The organism is Vallitalea okinawensis, from assembly GCF_002964605.1.
Taxonomy (GTDB): Bacteria; Bacillota; Clostridia; order Lachnospirales; family PQDH01; genus Vallitalea_A; species Vallitalea_A okinawensis.
Genome location: NZ_PQDH01000007.1, coordinates 312381 through 329854 on the forward strand (window position 1 = coordinate 312381; position 17474 = coordinate 329854).

The following is a 17474-nucleotide window of genomic DNA, read 5'->3' on the forward strand; positions in this document are numbered from 1 at the left end:
TCAATTAATAGTATAATCATTGAACAGTCAACTCATAGGTATGCTTTCTTTTAATGGAATGCAAAGGTTATAATGCCAAATTTGAAATAGGGTCTTCTCAAAAACGGTCAATGGGTTTAGTATGAAATAGAACCCATTGACCGTTTTGGTCTATGAAAGAAGGTGCTCTAATGAATAATAAATTTTTAAAGCTACCACTAGAAAAGCAAAGAAGGATACTAAGCGCTGGATATAAGGTATTCTCTACTTATCCTTACAAAAAAGCACCTACATCCATGATTGCTGAAGAGGCCTGCATGTCCAAGTCACTACTGTTTCATTACTTTACTAATAAAAAGGGTTATTACCTCTACTTGTTCACACATGCCGTTGAGTATCTAAATCTCCAAATTATACATCAACAACAAGAGAATCAAAGTAAGGATTTCTTTGAAAGGATGTCATTTGAAATGAAACGGAAAGTTGAGCTTTCCGCAGAATATCCATATCTATACCAGTTTATTGGAAGGGCATATTACGAAAGGGATGAATCGATACAGAATGAAATAAGTAAACTTTACGGAAAAATGCTCATTGACACCAAGGAAGACATAAAGCTAAGTATTGACATTTCAAAATTTAAAAATCCCAATGAAATTGACAAGCTTATCGACATTATTACATGGATTGCGGAGGGCTATACCTACAAAAATATGAATCGGATATTTGAGCATCCCCAGGAAGTAGTAAAGGAATTTCAAACCCTATTGGATTCGCTGAAAATGCATTATTATAAAGAGGTGTTTATCAATGTATTACGCTGAATACGGTTCAAAAGAAAACCCTACACTAGTACTCCTGCATCCAGCTGGTTTAGTGGACGCATTTGTAAATTTATATGACCTCAAGAGTAGGTATCATCTCATTATTCCCCATATGAACGGGTCTGGAATGGAAGTTGAAAAAACTTATCACTACAATGAAGTAAAAGAGGAGATCATTAAGATTATCACGGGGCTGGAGAAAGATAAGGTAAGTATTATTGGCCACTCACTTGGAGCTTGTCTTTGTGTCACTCTTGTATGTGAGGCTCCCGAACTTATAGATAAGGCATTTATTAGCAGCCCTTGGGTAGTACCCGACCATCAAATCAATTACAAATGGGCAAAAGGTGTAACAAAATTTGCTGGACTTATCAAGACTAAATTTGTAGCTAGGCTTCTTAACATGTTTCTTAAATATCCACCAGAGCAACGGGATTTTTTTCTAGCTACATGGCCAAAAATGGAAAAGGATAATATCCCTCGTTGGTATAAAGAGATACCTTTGCAGAGCGAGTGTATGGCGATTGGCAGAAGCAGTGTATACATAACACTAGTATATGCACAAAAGGATATTAAAAGCATGAGGGACTCAGCCAGTTGGATAAAGAAAATGAGCCCTGATTGTAGCGTAAAGTATCTTAAAGGTATGGGACATGATAATCCTCTCACTAATAAAGACGTTTTTAGAAAGAACATTGAAGAGTTTTTGGGAATTCGTTGAGGAGTGATTGTATGGAAATGAAAGAGTTTGGCGTACATAATGAAAAAATAATCGTACTAATCCACGGTGCTTGTGCCTCATGGGAAATGTGGGAAGCTCAGATAAAAGCATTAGAAACTGATTACCATGTTATTGTTCCCGTTCTAAATGGACACAATTTAGATTCGAAGTCGGATTTTGTCTCTCCTGAACAGGAGGCGATGGAGATCTTCGATTTCTTTGATAGAAGAAGCATTAAAAAGGTTTTTCTTTTAGGCGGGGCATCCTTGGGTGGTATGCTTGTAGTAGAAATATTAAGCCTCAGAAATGATTTCGCAGAATATGCCTTTATCGAATCAACCCCTACAATCCCTTACAACAAGTTGGGTATTGCTTGGATAGTTTGGCTTGGAAAAATAGCTATGAAAATGACGGTTTCCGATAGCCCTATTATCCGTAAGTGGATGGATAGAAGATACCACGATTCCAAAATGATGGAACTGGCAAAAAGGATAATTTCCAACATGTCCACAAGTTCACTGAGTAATCTTTTGAGGATTGCTTATGCATACGAACTAAAGGATAGTGCAAAATCAATCAAAGCTAAATCCCTTGTAGTATGCGGCGAAAAGGAAGCGAAGGTTTTTAGAAAATCCGCTGTACTAATCAGCGAAACTATACCGTCTGCAAGATTGGTCTGTATAAAGAACTTCGCCCACGGTGAACTTTCCATAGCTTCACCTGATAGATACATTGGACTGTTACGCGAACTGATATCATAAGAAAGCATAATACTCTCATTATGAATTAACTCATAATGAGAGTATGCAACTTTGAAAGTTCAGTAACTTTTATTTCTTCTAGATAGTTGACAACAGAATTTAAATAATTATCATCAGGAATGATTGTTTTTGTTAGAGATTGAATTAATTTTAGTACCAATTCATCATCCATACCTTTATAATAAGTTGCTAAACCAATTAAGTTAAACTTAATCAAACCATACACCACACATAACTTTATGTAAAAATGCCATAGTTTATCGATTTGAAAAAGCTCATCACGATATATAAACACATAATTCACTAGAAAATTTTCTAAGATAAATTCTTTTTCATTTAAATAGGGTTTTAGATACTTTTCAAAATTACCTTTATAAAATGTTGCAATAGTTGAATCCTTTATGTTATCAAAAGCATCAAGAACTGGCCATAAACACTCAATATATCTTTTAGAAGCGGTTGCTATACCATTACCTTCACTAAATTTCATGGCTAATATAGAGTTTAATATATTAAACTGATCTTTATATTGAATCGGATCACTTTTAAGTCTTGATATGAAGTTATTATCACTCAATGATTTTCTTGTTTCATCTACCAAAGAAAGTATTTCTTCATAATTAAAATCTGGAAATTTCTTATGCACAACTATCTGATTCAAGAAGTTACCTACAGTAACAATTCTTTCATTTAGTCCTATCTTCCTATTTTGTAAAATTTCAATAATTAAAGCTCTAATTTCAATATATATTTTAATACAGTCAGACTCATCTATGTTCATAGAATTTATAAATATATCATTAGGATTAATAGTAGCCTTAGTTCTTTCAAATTCCATTCCATTTTCATTGAGTAATGCCAGTTCAGCAGCAATTGAACAGGACATTTGTAAGCCACGTTCTATGACATCATTTATCATAAATGTAGCTCGTGGATAGTTTTTGCATGTTTTTGATAAACAGCTTTCTCCCATATTAATTATGACTTCGCAAAATCCGTCTTTATTTAAAAAAGGGCATTCCATGTCTTTGTCAAGGTTAATAATTCCAAAATCATCATCACTTTTTGAGTCTTGATTTTTGGAAAGCCCCGAAGCAACGATATCTTTAATAATAGCATTATCAGATTTTATATATTTTTGATAAGTACTTTTATCAATTGTAATCTTCCATCTTTCACAGCATGTTTCCAAACATCTAGTTGGATCACACTGAAACTCTCTATAATATTTTGGTTGTAATACACTATATTCTTTATTACTATTCATATTTGAAAAATTCCTTCCCTTATAACTATCATCTATCTTCTACTACCTCTTCACAGACATATATCATCCACATAATTTAATTATTATCATATCAGATATTTAGTTCTTACACAATTCAAATAGCATTCTTAAGTTAGATGTCATTCTAATTAAAAATATCTTTACAGATTGCTTTTTTAATGCCAGTGTAGTGAAATTTTTGAATTTGTAGTATAATATTAAGCATTATTTAAGCTAAATCTTCTCCTTTCCTATATTTAGCTTAATATCTAAGGAGGCATTCTAGTGAAAAACTATTCAATTTTCAAAGATACGATGGCAGATATGTCATTCACTGAAGTTGAAAAATTAATAAAAAAGGAAGCTGTTGTATTATTCCCAATCGGAGTCATTGAAGAGCATGGACCTCATTTACCACTAGGCACTGACACCTATATCGCCTACTCTATGTTTAGGCATACACAGCAAAAGCTTACGGAGATGGCTATCCCCTCTGTATTAGCCCCACCTTTTTATTGGGGAATCAATTCAATTACAGATGGGTTTACAGGTTCATTTACTGTGAAAGTTGATACAATGAAAGCTCTATTAAAAGATAGTATGGAGTGCTTAGCTAATTGGGGATTTAAAAAGGTCTATCTCTATAATCTACATGGTGACCTTAAACATGTAAAAACAATTATTGAAATAGTAGAAGAAATTTATCAGTCAAACTTAACTTTAGAGGTATATTTTCTGATGTCAGAATTCCATCAAAAACGATGTGGATTAAATGGTGATGAACCATACATACTGGCTAAGCGCAGAGAAGATATTAAAGAAAATACTACAGATAAAGTTAATACAACTCCTACATATATCGATTGCCATGGTGGTGGATTAGAAACCAGCTTAATGCTAATGGATTTTGATGATTTAGTGGATGAACCCCTTGCAAGAGAACTAAAGTCTTCTAAGACAACCATAGAATTATTTGAAAAGTGGCGGCAAGGTGGAAAAAAGGCAAAAGAAGTAACACCTTTAGGCTACTGTGGTGATCCATCTAATATTCGAATGGATGATGCTAGAAACTTTGTTGATGCTACATCATTAGAATTAGTAGAACTTATAAGTAAAACTTTAGAATAAGTACCGATAGAAAAAGACACGTACTCAAGTTACCTGAGACGTGTCTTTTCTAGATCAACTATAACATTATTATGTTATTCAGTACAGCTTATAACTGAAAAAAAGCAGTTGCTTGATCTATGTAAAATTCTGGATCACCAATACACATTTCTCCGTGGGCATATCCTTCAAAAACTTTAATATGAGCATTTGGTTTTAACCTTAAGATAGCCTTAGCATATTTTTTCATAAACTTAGGCTCTTTTGACCCGTACCAATAAGCTATCTCAGTTTTAACATTTTTGAGCGAAGCTGGTATTGAATATCTGAAAGCTGATCTATGTACATTCCTACAACTTTCATCTGACATATTACCTCCAACCTTTTTAATCTCATCATTCATTCCCTTTGGGTAATTCGTTTGATTAAGCATGTAATCAATAGACTTACTACCTTTTTTCATGCCATGAGCTTGTTGATATCGGAATAGTATGATCAGCTTTAATAGCAATTTATTCGTTGGTACCACTGGTCCAGCATCGATGATGGCTTTGTCAATGTTAAGTCGATTTTGGGCAAGTATCTCTATCCCTATCGTTGCACCAAGAGATGCACCACATACAGCGAATATGTGGTTCCCGTATATTTGAATCACATAGTTTATTATATCCGTAGCTGCTTTTTCAACAGTCGTAAATGTAGAACTATTCTCTGTGTCATGCCCATCTAATATTGGAACTATAATGAAATATTCTTGACTAAACACATCTATTTGAGGTATCCACATTTTCCATGATATACTGTACCCATGTATAAGAATAATTGCTTTATTTTCTTTATTTCCGAATTCTAAAAAACGCATTCTCCTCTCCCCCTATCTTTCAAAGTATTCTTGTTTATACACCGCCTGCTTGAAGAAATCAATCATTTTTATAGCCTGCTGATACATTCTATCTACTGAATGATTGCTATTTATACCTTCATTCCAAATGCCATCACCGCACCACTCAATCATTTTGAATAAATCGTCTATATCTGTCCCCTCTTTAAACTTACTATAATCAACATTCTCAAAAATTTGCCCAAGATAATTATTCTTTTTTCTTTGATTAATATTATATATAGCCTCAGCAATTTCCGGATTTAATTCTTCGTTTGCTTTAATAATAAATTGAGATAGATAAGGATACTCTTTATAAAGGGCAATTTTAAGTAATAGACTTTGATGTACCAACTTGAAGTAATCTTTTTCCTTAAAATCAAACTGCTCATCAATAACTTTACTTAGCTACTCTAAAGAAAAGTTGTATAAGTGGAGGTATAATGATAGCTTATTTTTAAAGTACTGGAATAAAGAACCTTTTGAAATTTCTGCCTTTGCTGCAATATCATCTGTCAGAGCATTCTTATAATCATTTACAGAAAAAACATGTAATGCTGCATTAATAATTCTTTCCTGCTTTTTTCTATCCAATTTCTCAAAAAGACATGCCATAGATTAACTCCTTTCTGACTGGGTCAGTTCTATTAGTTATAATTATTACAGAATGACTAAAAAAAACAACCCCACTTATCAATTACATAAGTGGAGCAGAATGTTTTTTAATTGCTTAAATCCTCAATGCCTCCTATGAACATCCCACATAACTAGTTTTGAGTTTTACTGCTATTTATCTATCATCTTAATAATACCATTTATATTTTATAATCCAATAATACCATATAACTCTTTCATATCATTAACTGTATAATCAGCAATTTCAACCTTTTTCTCATTGTCAAAGTCAAAATAACAGGTTCTTATACCAGCATTCTTTCCAGCTAGTATATCAATATCTCTATCGCCTATCATGATTACTTCGAGCGGATTCATTTTATGTTTATCCAACAGATATAAGAGTGCATTAGGAGCTGGTTTTCTAGCAAAGTTATTCTCACGACGAATGATATCCGTAAAGTATTGTAGCAGATCAAAGTGATCTAAATGATCAATAATAGACTTACCTCTATTTGTATATATGTAATTATACTTCTTAGCTATTACAATATCTTTACAGATTGCATCTACAGATGGAAAAGGTTTGACATCCATTAATTGAACTTCTTTCCTAAAGGTATCGTACTTTTCTTTTAGCGCTTTTCGGTCTATTTTATATACCCTTTCATAATAATCTAAAGCATGAGCCTCAGCTACCTTTACCATAGACGATACCATATTATGATCCTCCACAATACCCATATGCTCTAATGCCTTTTTGAAAGAAAGAGTAATAGTTGGATAGGTATCATATAATGTTCCATCAAAATCCCAAATTATATGCTTAAACATTTTCTACCTCCTCAAAAATCCCCTAGATCTAATATGATCTAAGGGATCCATCAATTAATCATTATTAACTTGTTTACAGTTTACAATCCCAACATTATTTGAAAACCCTTTAAGTACTTCGTTTACCATACTCACTGCATTAAAAAAGCTATCTTTTTGCTCATTATCCAGAGTACCTACTAAATCCTTGATATATTCAATATGGCTTGTTGCAAACTTTTTAGCAACCTCTGTTCCTTGGTCTGTTAAGCTTAATTCATAAACTCGCTTATCGACTTCGTTACGTTCTTTTTTAATATAATCTAATTGTATAAGTTTATTAGCAACAGGTGTAAATGAACCTTTTTCAATATTTAATTTCTGACTTAAATCAGACATGGGTGCTGACCCATTAAAGTATAACACAATTAATGTTATCATATGCGTTTGATTCAAACCTTCAGGCATATCATAGTTACCTACAAACTGTTTAATTATTACATGTTCTAGGTTTGCTCTTAATTCAAAAATAATTTCTTCATCTATAGTCATTACTTTATCACTCCAAAACAATATTATTCATACTATTATTCTTAATAGTATCATTTTTAGAATCTTTAAGCAATACTATCACAGTAACCATAACTGCAAGACAATCAGCTATAGGTGTAGCTGCCCATACACCGTTTAATCCAAAAAACTGTGGTAAAAAAAATAGCAATGGTAATAAGAATATAAATTGTCTCAACATCCCAAGAACTATAGACATTTTGCCTCTTGCAATAGCTTGGAAATAAGCAACTCCTAATAAGTTAATGCTCAATAGAGGTAACATTAACATAAAGATTCTCAAACCATTAATGGCAATATCAACAGTTGATGAACCGGCTTCTAAAAACATTGTTACAAAGGTGTTAGGAAATACCTGTAATATTAGAAATACAATACTTGAGAATGATACTCCAATCAGTATACCTAACTTTAGAGTTTTATTGACCCTACCTCTATTATTGGCCCCATGGTTATAACCAATAATCGGCTGCATACCTTGTGTTATACCCATGATTGGCATAATAAAGAAAGTATATAAACTGTTGATGGCACCCATTGATGTAATAGCAGCGGTCCCGCCGTATTCTGCTAACCCACGGTTTAAAAATGTCATTGCAATACTGGTCCCCATAGTTGATATAAAAGTAGCAAATCCAATGCTTATTATCTTTCCAATTATTTTGATGTCAGGTACAAAATCTTTCAATTCAAGATGAAGGTGACTTTTACCTTTCAAATAAAAACTAAGTAAAATTCCAAGTCCGACAAATTGCCCTGCAATAGTCGCATAAGCAGCCCCAGCAACACCCCAACCTAATAGTCCTATAAAAATATAATCAAGAACAATATTAGTAATTGCTGATGACATCATAGCAATCATCGATAATATTGGTTGTCCTTCAGTTCTAACTGAACTATTTAAAATAAATGAAATCATTTGAAAGATAAAGCCACCGATGATAATTGTCATATATGTCAAGGAGTAGTCAAGTACATCATCCGTTGCTCCAAATATTCCAAGTAAGCTTTCAAGATTAGTGGATATACCTACTAACGTTATAATCGTTACTATAATACCAAAACTTAATGTATTACCAAATACATGGCTAGCACCCTTTTCATCTTTTTCACCAAGGCGTATAGATAATAAAGATGCGCCTCCTGCACCGATCAGACTTGCAAACGCAAATATAATCATCATAATGGGGAAGGCTATAGTCAATCCTGCCAAAGCTTCTTCCCCTGCATATTGACCAATAAATATGCGATCTATCACATTATATATGGCATTCACCAACATTGCTATAACTGCTGGAATAGAATACTGTGCTAATAGTTTCCCTATGGATTTAGTTCCTAATTCTGCTGTTTTATCCATATCATCACTCCTTCTCATGTCAGTTTCTAGTAGTTTGATTTCTAACTATTAGTTTAACACAGTTTGACTTCCATGTAAAGTAGTTATTTTTCTAACTAAATTTACTGCAATAAAAAAGACCATAAGGTCTTCTTCATTTAAATATCAATATATATACTCTGCATTACTTAACTTTTCATGGCATATCTTTAATTTTTTATCGATATCAATACCATAAGGACATACTTGATTTAAGTAGGAATAATCTTTGTTAATGTCTATAACTGTTTCTCCAATACTATACTCTTTCAATGCTTCATCTTTTTGACCGAACCAGTGTTTTAATCTTTCACGTAAGGCATAGAGAGCTGTATCATCAACTATTTTATTATCCATTTGTCTATCATATAAACCTTCTAATAAAAATATCTCTGTAGGATCAAAATCATCTGTTATACATTTACCACATAATCTACAGACATAATCACCTAATTCAGGCGCGTTGTCATAGATCTGCTGTTTATCCTCTGAAGTCAATGTCTTAAATGTTTGTGCTAACTCAATATCTTTCTTCAGTTGCTCCATATTATTAATCCCCATAACAACACTGGTAACTGGTAAGGATAATGAATACTTCAATGCATTTTCCACACTTCGATATAAATAACCATCAGCTAATGATTTCATAGCTAACATACCTATATTTTCGTCTAAAGCATATGGAATAATCTCATTTTCTAGCTGAGGATAATTAAACTTATCATAATAGTTCATTCCTGTCATAAATAAGTCAAAAGGATAGGATTGAAGGGCTTTATATAATGTGTTAGGTCTACCGTGTGAACTGATAGCTATATGTCTGACTTTACCATCCTTCTTAGCCTTTTCAAAGGCTTCTAATGCTCCATCTGGTCCTAATATTTGCTCTAATTCCTCCTGCTTCTGTAATCCATGAATAAAAAGAACATCCACATAATCTGTTTTAAGCCTTGTTAAGCTATCCTCTAGTGATTGCATAGCTTCCTTTTTCCCACGATCGCCAGTTTTTGTTGCTAAATAAAACTCATTTCTCCTACTGGAAACTGCTTCTCCTATCTTATACTCGGACATTCCATTTCCATAACTAGCAGCAGTCTCAATATAGTTTCCTCCAGCATCCAGATAAGCATTTAATAATGTCTTAGCTTCATTGGAAGCTATCTCAAGTAAATGAAAGCCACCAAAACCAATAATAGATAGTTCAAGATCTGTCTTACCCAACCTTCTTTTTAACACTACCTACACCTCCCTAATCCATATCCATATAGAAGTATCACATATTAATGATATTTTCATCTAGCCACTTAAGTCTGTCAATGATATTCAGGTGTTGTGTACATAATTTCTCACATTTACCGCATGCAATACAGTCTGCTGGTAATGGTTCTCCCTGCTTAATGTCTTTGTATTTGATCATTTCTTGGTATCGATCAATAACTTTTTCCTTACCTTTTAAGACATTCATATTATAAAGATTCATATACTTTGGAATATCGATATCTTTAGGACATTTTTTGCAGTACTGACACGTTGTACAGAGCTGATTCATATCCTTTTTCAGTTCTGATTTTATTTGATTAATCTTCTCACTCGTTAAGATTTTCAGATTTTCTACTGCTTTCACATTATGTTCAACCTCTTGGATTGTACCCATACCTGCTAAGGTAACAGAGATTGCTTCATGGGAAGCATTAAATCTCAAAGCCGCTTGTATAACAGATTCATTCTCATTTTCCTTTATAAAATTAAAGTATTCCTGATTTTGAGGAATTATGCCCCCTCCCAATGGATTCATTGTAACTACTCCTACACCTTCTTCATAAGCAGCTTCAATACCTTCCTGACGATAGGGAAAATTAGCTATGTTATAACCCAGAGTAACCCCTTCAAAGTAACCTTCTTTTATCATCTGTGCAATTTCATTACCATTCGCATGAGTTGATACAACAATATGATCGATAAGCCCCTCTTCTTTAGCCTTCATAGCTCCCCAATAGGGTCCTCCTGGTGCAATAACTTTTTTGTAATGATCTAGATTCATAATACACCACATATGATAGAAGTTAATCTTTTTTACACCTAATCTTTTTAAAGATTTATCAATTCTCTTACGTACAGCGTTGGCGTCAGGCTCATTCCCAATACCGCTTTTTGTTGATACATAGAAAGGATTAGGCATATCTTTAAATGCCTCTCCCATGATGTCTTCACTTTTATCATCACAGTAAAAAGGAGCAGTATCAAAATAGTTGATTCCTAGCTGGCTGGCACGGCGTACAACCTGAGCAGACTCTTCAATAGAGTAGTGTGATGGAAATCTCATACCTCCAAAACCAATGGCTGACACTTTTTTGCCAGTCCGTCCATATTCCTTATAAATCATTTTACTTCCCCCTTATTATTCTTAGAATTTTTTATAAATCACTACAGAATAAACAAAATAGAACTATTTATTTTGATTAATAAAATCCAATATTGCTTGATAAGCCATGTTGGGTTCTTGAATATCAGCGACTAGATTTTCCATTGGACATTGTCCTGTCCCTAATCGATTTTTTATATAAGGAACAAGTTGATTGTATTCAACAACTATATTATTTTCATCTAAAACCTTTTTCGCTTCTTCACTCAATATATCTGCAAAAACGGTATGTACATCTGCCAAAACAGCTAATAGCGCGGCTGCCTTACCAATAACTTTATCCGCCAAAAATACCTTTTGAGGCTTTTCATTAGAATCTCTTAGATACTGAAGCAATGGACGAACACCTTTCTCATGGGAAGTCATAATCACATTATTTCCCTTAACAATTACACATGTTAGTTTCTCGGATACTAATATTTCTTTAGCTAAGTTAAGATCTATCATTGATAAAACCACCTTTCTTCAGCATCACAACAATAATAGGAATAACTATGATTTGAATAACGATACCAGGTAACCCTTTAATGATTGCGCCTGTTACGCTAATATAAGGTGGTAGATTAATGTTGAATAAATAAACAACGATACTCAATAAAATCCCATAAACTAAACGCCCGCCTATCATAGCTCCTGAAAGTGATAAAATAACATTCAATTTATATTTCTTAAATAATATACCTGATACAAAACCATATGTACCCAACTCAAAGACCATAAAATATAACAGTGGTATAGGGGGCATTGTCATTCCCGTGACAAAATGACTAAAAATAGGTGATAAAATCCCTGTATATAGTCCAACTAATGGTCCCCCAACAAAACCAGCTATTAAAACAGGAATATGCATTGGTAAAAAAATTGGTCCCAACCCAGGTCCTCCAATTAAATGAAAAACTTGTGGGATCAAAACTCCAAAAGCAGTAAATAAACCAATATATACAATTTTTTTAGTATTCATTATTGGCTTCACCTCTCTTCCATTGTCTACTTTCATAATTTTCCTTATTTTCATTGACAGTATATCACGGCTGGTATAATATGAAAAGTAGTTACATTTTGATCATATAGTTACAAAAAAGAAACTATTGGGGGTTATTGAGGTGTATGATTTAGATTCAGGTAAAATGGAGTATCCTATAGATATTGAATGTTCAATTGAGAAAGCACTCGATGTACTCAATGGGAAATGGACATTTCTCATTATCAGGGATCTGTTTGAGGGGAAAAAAAGATTTGGTGAACTGCGCAAGTCTCTAGTCGGCATTAGTCCAAAAACCTTATCGGTCCGTCTAAAAGAACTTGAGAGCAAAGGAATAATCGAGCGCACTGCCTACCCTACTATTCCACCTACAGTTGAATACTCTCTAACAGAAAAAGGGAAAAGCTTAAAGAAAATTATTAAAGAAATGAAACTTTGGGGTGCTATATGGGGCTAAACATTGAGCCCCATTATGTTCTAAACTTTCTTTTTACTTAAGTATAATCTTACTGGTCCTAATAGCCCATCTTCGCTCTTAATTGTCTCATATCGATGTATCACTGAGTTATACACATCAATACTGAGTTTGTTTTTACCTGTTTTAAACCCATCACTCACTTCCAATACATAGGGCCTCCACATACAGGCACCTATTTCTTGACCATTTAAATGAACATGAGCAAATTCATTAACTCGACCTAAATCCAAATACCAAATCTGCTCATCATCTGTAAAAAAAGATTCCTTCAGTTCAAATTCCAATTCGTAAGTCATCTTACCCACATAACCATGATCTATATCTAAGTCTGCCCATGATTTTAGTTCATCTACATAGACATTCTGGGTTCCAAGTAAGGGTTGCTTCCAAGGTTGCTTAAAGGTCATTACTTCAACCACTTCTTGATTTTTATTTTCTCTTTCATTATTCATGTTGACAATTTCTAAGGCATCTCTTCTCTCCTTTTCTTTATGACTTAATACATGATAAATTCCATTTGAAACACCTTTAAGTGCTCTATCAGCTACCAAAACTAAGCTTTGGCGTCTTTTTAGTTCAAAGAACACTTCTCCTGAATGATTGAGTCTCGTCTTAATCTTACCTGTCCATGGCTCCCATAGTTCAAAAGTCGCATTACTCTCTACTACTAGACTATCTATAATAGTATCGTCGCCCTCATTGACAAGTATAATAATAGAACGATTATCTTTAATAATATGACTCATCCGAAGGTTATTATTTCCTGTTATACATCTAATTCTTGCAAAGTCTAACTTATTTAATTCTCTAATCATTTTCTCATCATAGATGATTACTTTTCCGCCACTCTCTAAGAAAGACCTAATTTTGACTTTAGCAATGCCTTCTATTAATTGCTTATCTTCAACTAGTAGTATAGAATATTCCTGTTGCTGTATTTTAATTTTGCCTGTATCAATGGTACAGTAATCCGATACTAATAAATGCTCTTCTAAATAATTAAATTCTATCTGATTTTCATATAGCGGTTTTGCTATTTTCCATGGTAACTTGTCTTCTTCACATAATACAGCAATAGATGTTTGATTAATAACATCAGTCATAAGATAACTCATACGTTTTATATATGTTGAAATATACTTATATAAAGGCCACCAACTATTATTGGGTCCAACATCTGGTGGACGTTCTCCAAATTGAATCTCTCTATCCACAGAATAATAAAATGCATGGGGAATTAATAAGTTGACACCCCTCACAAATAACCAGTCTAAATACCATTTCATATCATCCACATTAAGAGCCCATTGTACACCGTCTGGTCCACAGCACCCGAAACATTCGTTTAAATTTCGCTTGCGTCCATAATGTCTTGCTGCGTCTGATGAACATTTAGCCATTGTTGAATGGATCCCCTCAATACCTAAATTTTTTTCCGGTGCCACCCAACGCCAAACTACATCTTGACCAGGTATATGAAAATGTTTCAGTAAGCCAATATCATCACTAGCTTCTGGATGACCCATTAATTCTACTTTATGATTCTCACACCACTTACTTATTGGTAGGTAATAACTTTCTTCCATGGCTTTATTAATGGTTACTCTAAATGCTTTTTGTTGCTTAGCATAATTCTCATTACCTTTTTGAAATAAAGTTACTAGATCTGTTTCCAAATTGCCACTGGCAAGGTATTTCTCAAAGAAACCATCTGTCCAAGGAATTAACCCTTTTATTGGTGATCTCCCAAGTATGCATGGTTCATCTGTAAAAAAGCCTATTATAGTTGAACCAAATTCATTAGAAAAATTGGAGTAATATCTTTCATGGGTTTGATGTAAAAATTCCTTGATAGCATCCTTATTTAGCAAATCGGCAGAAGCTGGTGCATCCTCTTGTCTATCATCTTCTCCTTCATGAATCCCTCTAATTGTCCCCTTTGAAAAGACTTGTATAAAAATTAGAATAACATAGCTATCATCTAAGGAATCACAATAATCAGAAGCCTGAAAACTTTTCTTAAATTCATCTAAGTTCCTTTCCTCAAAGATCTTAAGGGAATCAAGCTCGTAAAAATTTTCTATCTTCTTAGCTAATTGAATTGAAACAATTTTATCATTCTCACTCAGTGTAGGCCACTTAATCTCACCGGATTGAATCTGACATTCGAACTTTCTAAGCCCCTTTGATGCATAATTAGCATCTTTCTCAACAACTTTACCATGAGCTGATCCGGAAGGATACATCCCTTCATCATAGAGAACAACCTTCATGTCAAGTCGTTTTGCTTCTTTAATAGCACAATCTACATATGTCATAAATGTATCAGATAAATATTCTATAGATTTTGGCATACCAATCCTTGGATGAATAACAAAACCATTTACACCCTTTTCGTGAAAATCCATAACTTGTCTTCTAATTTCATCTTGGTCAAGTGCATCATTCCAAAACCAAAATGGTATTGGTGTATATTCAGGGTTTGGATCTAAGAAGTTAGCTTTTATATTTTCTAAAGATTTTTTATCTTTTTTCACATATGACCCTCCTCAAACAAATTCTTTGCTATTTTAATCGTAATAGCTATTATTATAATCATATGTTTAAGGTCATTTCGGTGCATATTTTGTTTATTCCTATTCAACATGGGCTACATTTTGCTATCTTTTAACAAGATCCCCTTCACTGTATCCAATTTAAACACTGATGTTTTTTTTCATATAAACACGGGTATCATCACGACCAAACTCTATCCACCCCAATTTAAGATAAAATGAAATATTCTCGATCAATAATACATGAGTTGCCAAACGTATTTCCAAATACCCTCTCCGACTTGCTTCTGATTCAGCAAAATCCATAAGCCCTCGTCCTAAACCTCTTCCTTGAAAATCAGGACGTACTGCCACATTTGATATTGTAGTATAGCCATCTTCAAAGGTTAAAATCAAACCACCAACTATCTCTTTGTCCAATTCGGCAACCCAGACAGGAAAAGAGCCTATTTCCTCTGCATAATCAACGTCCATAGGTGGAAGTCGTTTTCCTTTGAGTCTATTCAAGTACTTTGAATAAGCCATATCCATACAATTTTTAAGATTCTTTGCATCACCAATAATAGCTTCTCGTATACTCCATGTTTTTCTGTTCATATTTTTACCTCCATCGTAGTTAATCATTATGCTTATCTTTAACACAATTATTCCTTGATATTTACACACTTAATATAACCATGTTAATTTGTTTTAAAATTATTCTTTGACACCGTTATGTCTTATCTTTATACTTTTAATCGTGATAAATCCAACCTTTTGAAATAATGCATAAAACCAATTGTCAATATGATTTCTGGAATTAAGAATCCAAGAGTAATTCCAGTAAACTTAAACAACCAAATCATAGTGTAACTAAATACAGGGATTAAAATTAAAGTTCTTATGATAGCTATACCTAATGATTCCATCGGTCTATTAATAGATGTAAAAAAGATAGATGATTGTATACCTATATTTGATAATACTATCGCAAAACCAACTCCTAAATAGAGGATAAAAGCAATTTTCGCAAGTTCAGGACTATCTAAGAAATATGGCAAGCCAAACCATGCAACAGGAATTAAAGCAACATAGAGACCCATTGCATAAAGTGCACTTCTCTTAACTGAGAAAGCAAAAAGGTATCTAAGTTCATCGTATTTTCCCTGCCCCATTAGTTTAGAGGATATAGGCTGTAATCCATACTGTGATCCAAGATAAATCTTGGTAATAAATAAAGTAAATACTGCTGAAGCTGCATATGCCTCAAGGTATTCATTTGGTAAAAATTTTAGTATTGATAGATTAACAATATAAATCATTATTGCTTCAATAAAGACACCAAGGAAGTCACTGCTTCCGTTAAATAAGACCCTCTTAAGTGCCTTATAGTTCTTTTTAGGCATTCTAATTTTTATTGTTTTAGATTTATATACTAGATAATAAATGTCTGCAAGAAGGTGGTAGCTGTGACTTATAAGAGTTGCTATAGCTAAGCCTACCACACCTTGTTTGAAAACAATAACAAAAATCATATTTAGGATAACATTCATAACCAACGCTATAATATTTACTCTAAAATTATACTTTGGACTTCCATCATTCATAACTAACCCATCTAAAACCACAGATATCATCTGAGGGAAGAAGGCAATAGATAGATATCTTAAATAAGCAGTTGCAATTCTATGATAATCACCTGAAGCCCCCAGTAAACTAGCAACTTTACTTGCATTAATTGAACTGAAAACTGCTAACATTGCAGCTATTGCAGTAAAAATTAATACTATAAAACTGGCAGTTTTATTAGCTTCATCAATCTCATTTTTTCCAATAAGCAAACCAATATAGGACCCTAATCCAGATGCAAACATAAATGCAAAAGCAAATATGAAAAATAGCATCGGATTGATCAAGGTAATAGCTGCAAGAACTGCTGAACTAATAACTGTTGCTGCTATAATGTGGTCAGCACTTGAAGCAAGTGCCATTACGACCTTTGTTGTGATAACTCTATGGGAATACTCCTTATAGATTTTTATAAATTCTTTTTTATTCATTTTCATCACGTATAATCCAATTATCCTCTTTTTGAGGTGGTTGGATTATCTTCCTTTCTCCCAACCTTTTTGTTGGGGTAATC

19 protein-coding genes are annotated in these 17474 nt (G+C 33.3%); 5 read left to right on the plus strand and 14 right to left on the minus strand.

The window, feature by feature from the left end:
- Positions 1-170 precede the first annotated feature (170 nt).
- Genes C1Y58_RS18820 through C1Y58_RS18830 form a run of 3 tightly spaced genes read left to right on the plus strand, consistent with a single transcriptional unit; the run spans position 171 to position 2285 of the window.
- Complete coding sequence (locus C1Y58_RS18820; RefSeq protein ID WP_170311634.1) at positions 171-803, plus strand: TetR/AcrR family transcriptional regulator; 633 nt, start codon at positions 171-173, stop codon at positions 801-803.
- Entirely contained in the window at positions 790-1524 is a 735-nt protein-coding gene (locus tag C1Y58_RS18825; RefSeq protein WP_105617803.1) for an alpha/beta fold hydrolase, read from the plus strand. The genes C1Y58_RS18820 and C1Y58_RS18825 overlap by 14 nt, the downstream gene beginning before the upstream one ends.
- Before the next feature lie 11 nt (positions 1525-1535).
- A complete protein-coding gene (locus C1Y58_RS18830; protein WP_105617804.1) occupies positions 1536-2285 on the plus strand; it encodes an alpha/beta fold hydrolase in 750 nt (249 codons plus the stop codon).
- A gap of 25 nt (positions 2286-2310) precedes the next feature.
- On the opposite strand, the gene fliB is transcribed toward C1Y58_RS18830, so the two are convergent.
- On the minus strand, positions 2311-3552 hold the full coding sequence (gene fliB, locus C1Y58_RS18835; protein WP_105617806.1) for a flagellin lysine-N-methylase: 1242 nt from the start codon (positions 3550-3552) through the stop codon (positions 2311-2313).
- Between the two features lie 285 nt (positions 3553-3837).
- Between fliB and C1Y58_RS18840 the strand changes: the two genes are divergently transcribed.
- The gene (locus C1Y58_RS18840; protein ID WP_242985433.1) at positions 3838-4680 is read left to right on the plus strand and encodes a creatininase family protein; all 843 of its coding nucleotides are present in this window, start codon (positions 3838-3840) and stop codon (positions 4678-4680) included.
- A gap of 88 nt (positions 4681-4768) precedes the next feature.
- Here C1Y58_RS18840 and C1Y58_RS18845 read toward each other — a convergent pair whose 3' ends face one another.
- From C1Y58_RS18845 to C1Y58_RS18890, 10 genes are all read right to left on the minus strand, one after another.
- Positions 4769-5521: an alpha/beta fold hydrolase gene (locus C1Y58_RS18845; protein WP_105617807.1), complete on the minus strand. Its 753-nt coding sequence runs from the start codon at positions 5519-5521 to the stop codon at positions 4769-4771.
- 12 nt (positions 5522-5533) lie between these two features.
- On the minus strand, positions 5534-5893 hold the full coding sequence (locus C1Y58_RS18850) for a hypothetical protein (RefSeq protein WP_105617809.1): 360 nt from the start codon (positions 5891-5893) through the stop codon (positions 5534-5536).
- A 54-nt stretch (positions 5894-5947) separates the two neighbouring features.
- Positions 5948-6154, minus strand: a complete 207-nt coding sequence (locus C1Y58_RS18855) for a TetR/AcrR family transcriptional regulator (protein WP_105617810.1) — start codon at positions 6152-6154, stop codon at positions 5948-5950.
- Between the two features lie 207 nt (positions 6155-6361).
- A complete protein-coding gene (locus C1Y58_RS18860; protein ID WP_105617812.1) occupies positions 6362-6988 on the minus strand; it encodes an HAD-IA family hydrolase in 627 nt (208 codons plus the stop codon).
- A 54-nt stretch (positions 6989-7042) separates the two neighbouring features.
- Positions 7043-7519: a MarR family winged helix-turn-helix transcriptional regulator gene (locus C1Y58_RS18865; RefSeq protein WP_105617814.1), complete on the minus strand. Its 477-nt coding sequence runs from the start codon at positions 7517-7519 to the stop codon at positions 7043-7045.
- A 7-nt stretch (positions 7520-7526) separates the two neighbouring features.
- Positions 7527-8897, minus strand: a complete 1371-nt coding sequence (locus tag C1Y58_RS18870; protein WP_157950199.1) for an MATE family efflux transporter — start codon at positions 8895-8897, stop codon at positions 7527-7529.
- 144 nt (positions 8898-9041) lie between these two features.
- Complete coding sequence (locus C1Y58_RS18875; protein ID WP_105617817.1) at positions 9042-10151, minus strand: aldo/keto reductase; 1110 nt, start codon at positions 10149-10151, stop codon at positions 9042-9044.
- Between the two features lie 37 nt (positions 10152-10188).
- Positions 10189-11298 (minus strand): aldo/keto reductase, encoded by a 1110-nt coding sequence (locus tag C1Y58_RS18880; RefSeq protein WP_105617818.1) that lies wholly within the window; start codon positions 11296-11298, stop codon positions 10189-10191.
- 63 nt (positions 11299-11361) lie between these two features.
- On the minus strand, positions 11362-11784 hold the full coding sequence (locus C1Y58_RS18885; protein ID WP_105617820.1) for a DUF1893 domain-containing protein: 423 nt from the start codon (positions 11782-11784) through the stop codon (positions 11362-11364).
- Positions 11771-12298, minus strand: a complete 528-nt coding sequence (locus tag C1Y58_RS18890; protein WP_105617822.1) for an ECF transporter S component — start codon at positions 12296-12298, stop codon at positions 11771-11773. The genes C1Y58_RS18885 and C1Y58_RS18890 overlap by 14 nt, the downstream gene beginning before the upstream one ends.
- Before the next feature lie 142 nt (positions 12299-12440).
- On the opposite strand from C1Y58_RS18890, the gene C1Y58_RS18895 reads away from it, so the two are divergent.
- On the plus strand, positions 12441-12776 hold the full coding sequence (locus C1Y58_RS18895) for a winged helix-turn-helix transcriptional regulator (RefSeq protein WP_330404478.1): 336 nt from the start codon (positions 12441-12443) through the stop codon (positions 12774-12776).
- Between the two features lie 20 nt (positions 12777-12796).
- On the opposite strand, the gene C1Y58_RS18900 is transcribed toward C1Y58_RS18895, so the two are convergent.
- The 3 genes from C1Y58_RS18900 to C1Y58_RS18910 all read right to left on the minus strand — a co-directional run bounded on the left by C1Y58_RS18900 (position 12797) and on the right by C1Y58_RS18910 (position 17397).
- The gene (locus C1Y58_RS18900) at positions 12797-15334 is read right to left on the minus strand and encodes a glycosylhydrolase-like jelly roll fold domain-containing protein (RefSeq protein WP_105617824.1); all 2538 of its coding nucleotides are present in this window, start codon (positions 15332-15334) and stop codon (positions 12797-12799) included.
- Between the two features lie 159 nt (positions 15335-15493).
- Complete coding sequence (locus tag C1Y58_RS18905) at positions 15494-15949, minus strand: GNAT family N-acetyltransferase (RefSeq protein ID WP_157950200.1); 456 nt, start codon at positions 15947-15949, stop codon at positions 15494-15496.
- Between the two features lie 128 nt (positions 15950-16077).
- Positions 16078-17397, minus strand: a complete 1320-nt coding sequence (locus C1Y58_RS18910; protein WP_105617827.1) for an MATE family efflux transporter — start codon at positions 17395-17397, stop codon at positions 16078-16080.
- Between the last annotated feature and the right edge of the window lie 77 nt (positions 17398-17474).

Coding starts and splice junctions, on each gene's coding strand:
- C1Y58_RS18820 (WP_170311634.1), top strand. CDS start 171: ATGAATAATAAATTTTTAAAGCTACCACTAGAAAAGCAAAGAAGGATA.
- C1Y58_RS18825 (WP_105617803.1), top strand. CDS start 790: ATGTATTACGCTGAATACGGTTCAAAAGAAAACCCTACACTAGTACTC.
- C1Y58_RS18830 (WP_105617804.1), top strand. CDS start 1,536: ATGGAAATGAAAGAGTTTGGCGTACATAATGAAAAAATAATCGTACTA.
- fliB (WP_105617806.1), bottom strand. CDS start 3,552: ATGAATAGTAATAAAGAATATAGTGTATTACAACCAAAATATTATAGA.
- C1Y58_RS18845 (WP_105617807.1), bottom strand. CDS start 5,521: ATGCGTTTTTTAGAATTCGGAAATAAAGAAAATAAAGCAATTATTCTT.
- C1Y58_RS18855 (WP_105617810.1), bottom strand. CDS start 6,154: ATGGCATGTCTTTTTGAGAAATTGGATAGAAAAAAGCAGGAAAGAATT.
- C1Y58_RS18860 (WP_105617812.1), bottom strand. CDS start 6,988: ATGTTTAAGCATATAATTTGGGATTTTGATGGAACATTATATGATACC.
- C1Y58_RS18865 (WP_105617814.1), bottom strand. CDS start 7,519: ATGACTATAGATGAAGAAATTATTTTTGAATTAAGAGCAAACCTAGAA.
- C1Y58_RS18870 (WP_157950199.1), bottom strand. CDS start 8,897: ATGGATAAAACAGCAGAATTAGGAACTAAATCCATAGGGAAACTATTA.
- C1Y58_RS18880 (WP_105617818.1), bottom strand. CDS start 11,298: ATGATTTATAAGGAATATGGACGGACTGGCAAAAAAGTGTCAGCCATT.
- C1Y58_RS18885 (WP_105617820.1), bottom strand. CDS start 11,784: ATGATAGATCTTAACTTAGCTAAAGAAATATTAGTATCCGAGAAACTA.
- C1Y58_RS18890 (WP_105617822.1), bottom strand. CDS start 12,298: ATGAATACTAAAAAAATTGTATATATTGGTTTATTTACTGCTTTTGGA.
- C1Y58_RS18905 (WP_157950200.1), bottom strand. CDS start 15,949: ATGAACAGAAAAACATGGAGTATACGAGAAGCTATTATTGGTGATGCA.
- C1Y58_RS18910 (WP_105617827.1), bottom strand. CDS start 17,397: ATGAAAATGAATAAAAAAGAATTTATAAAAATCTATAAGGAGTATTCC.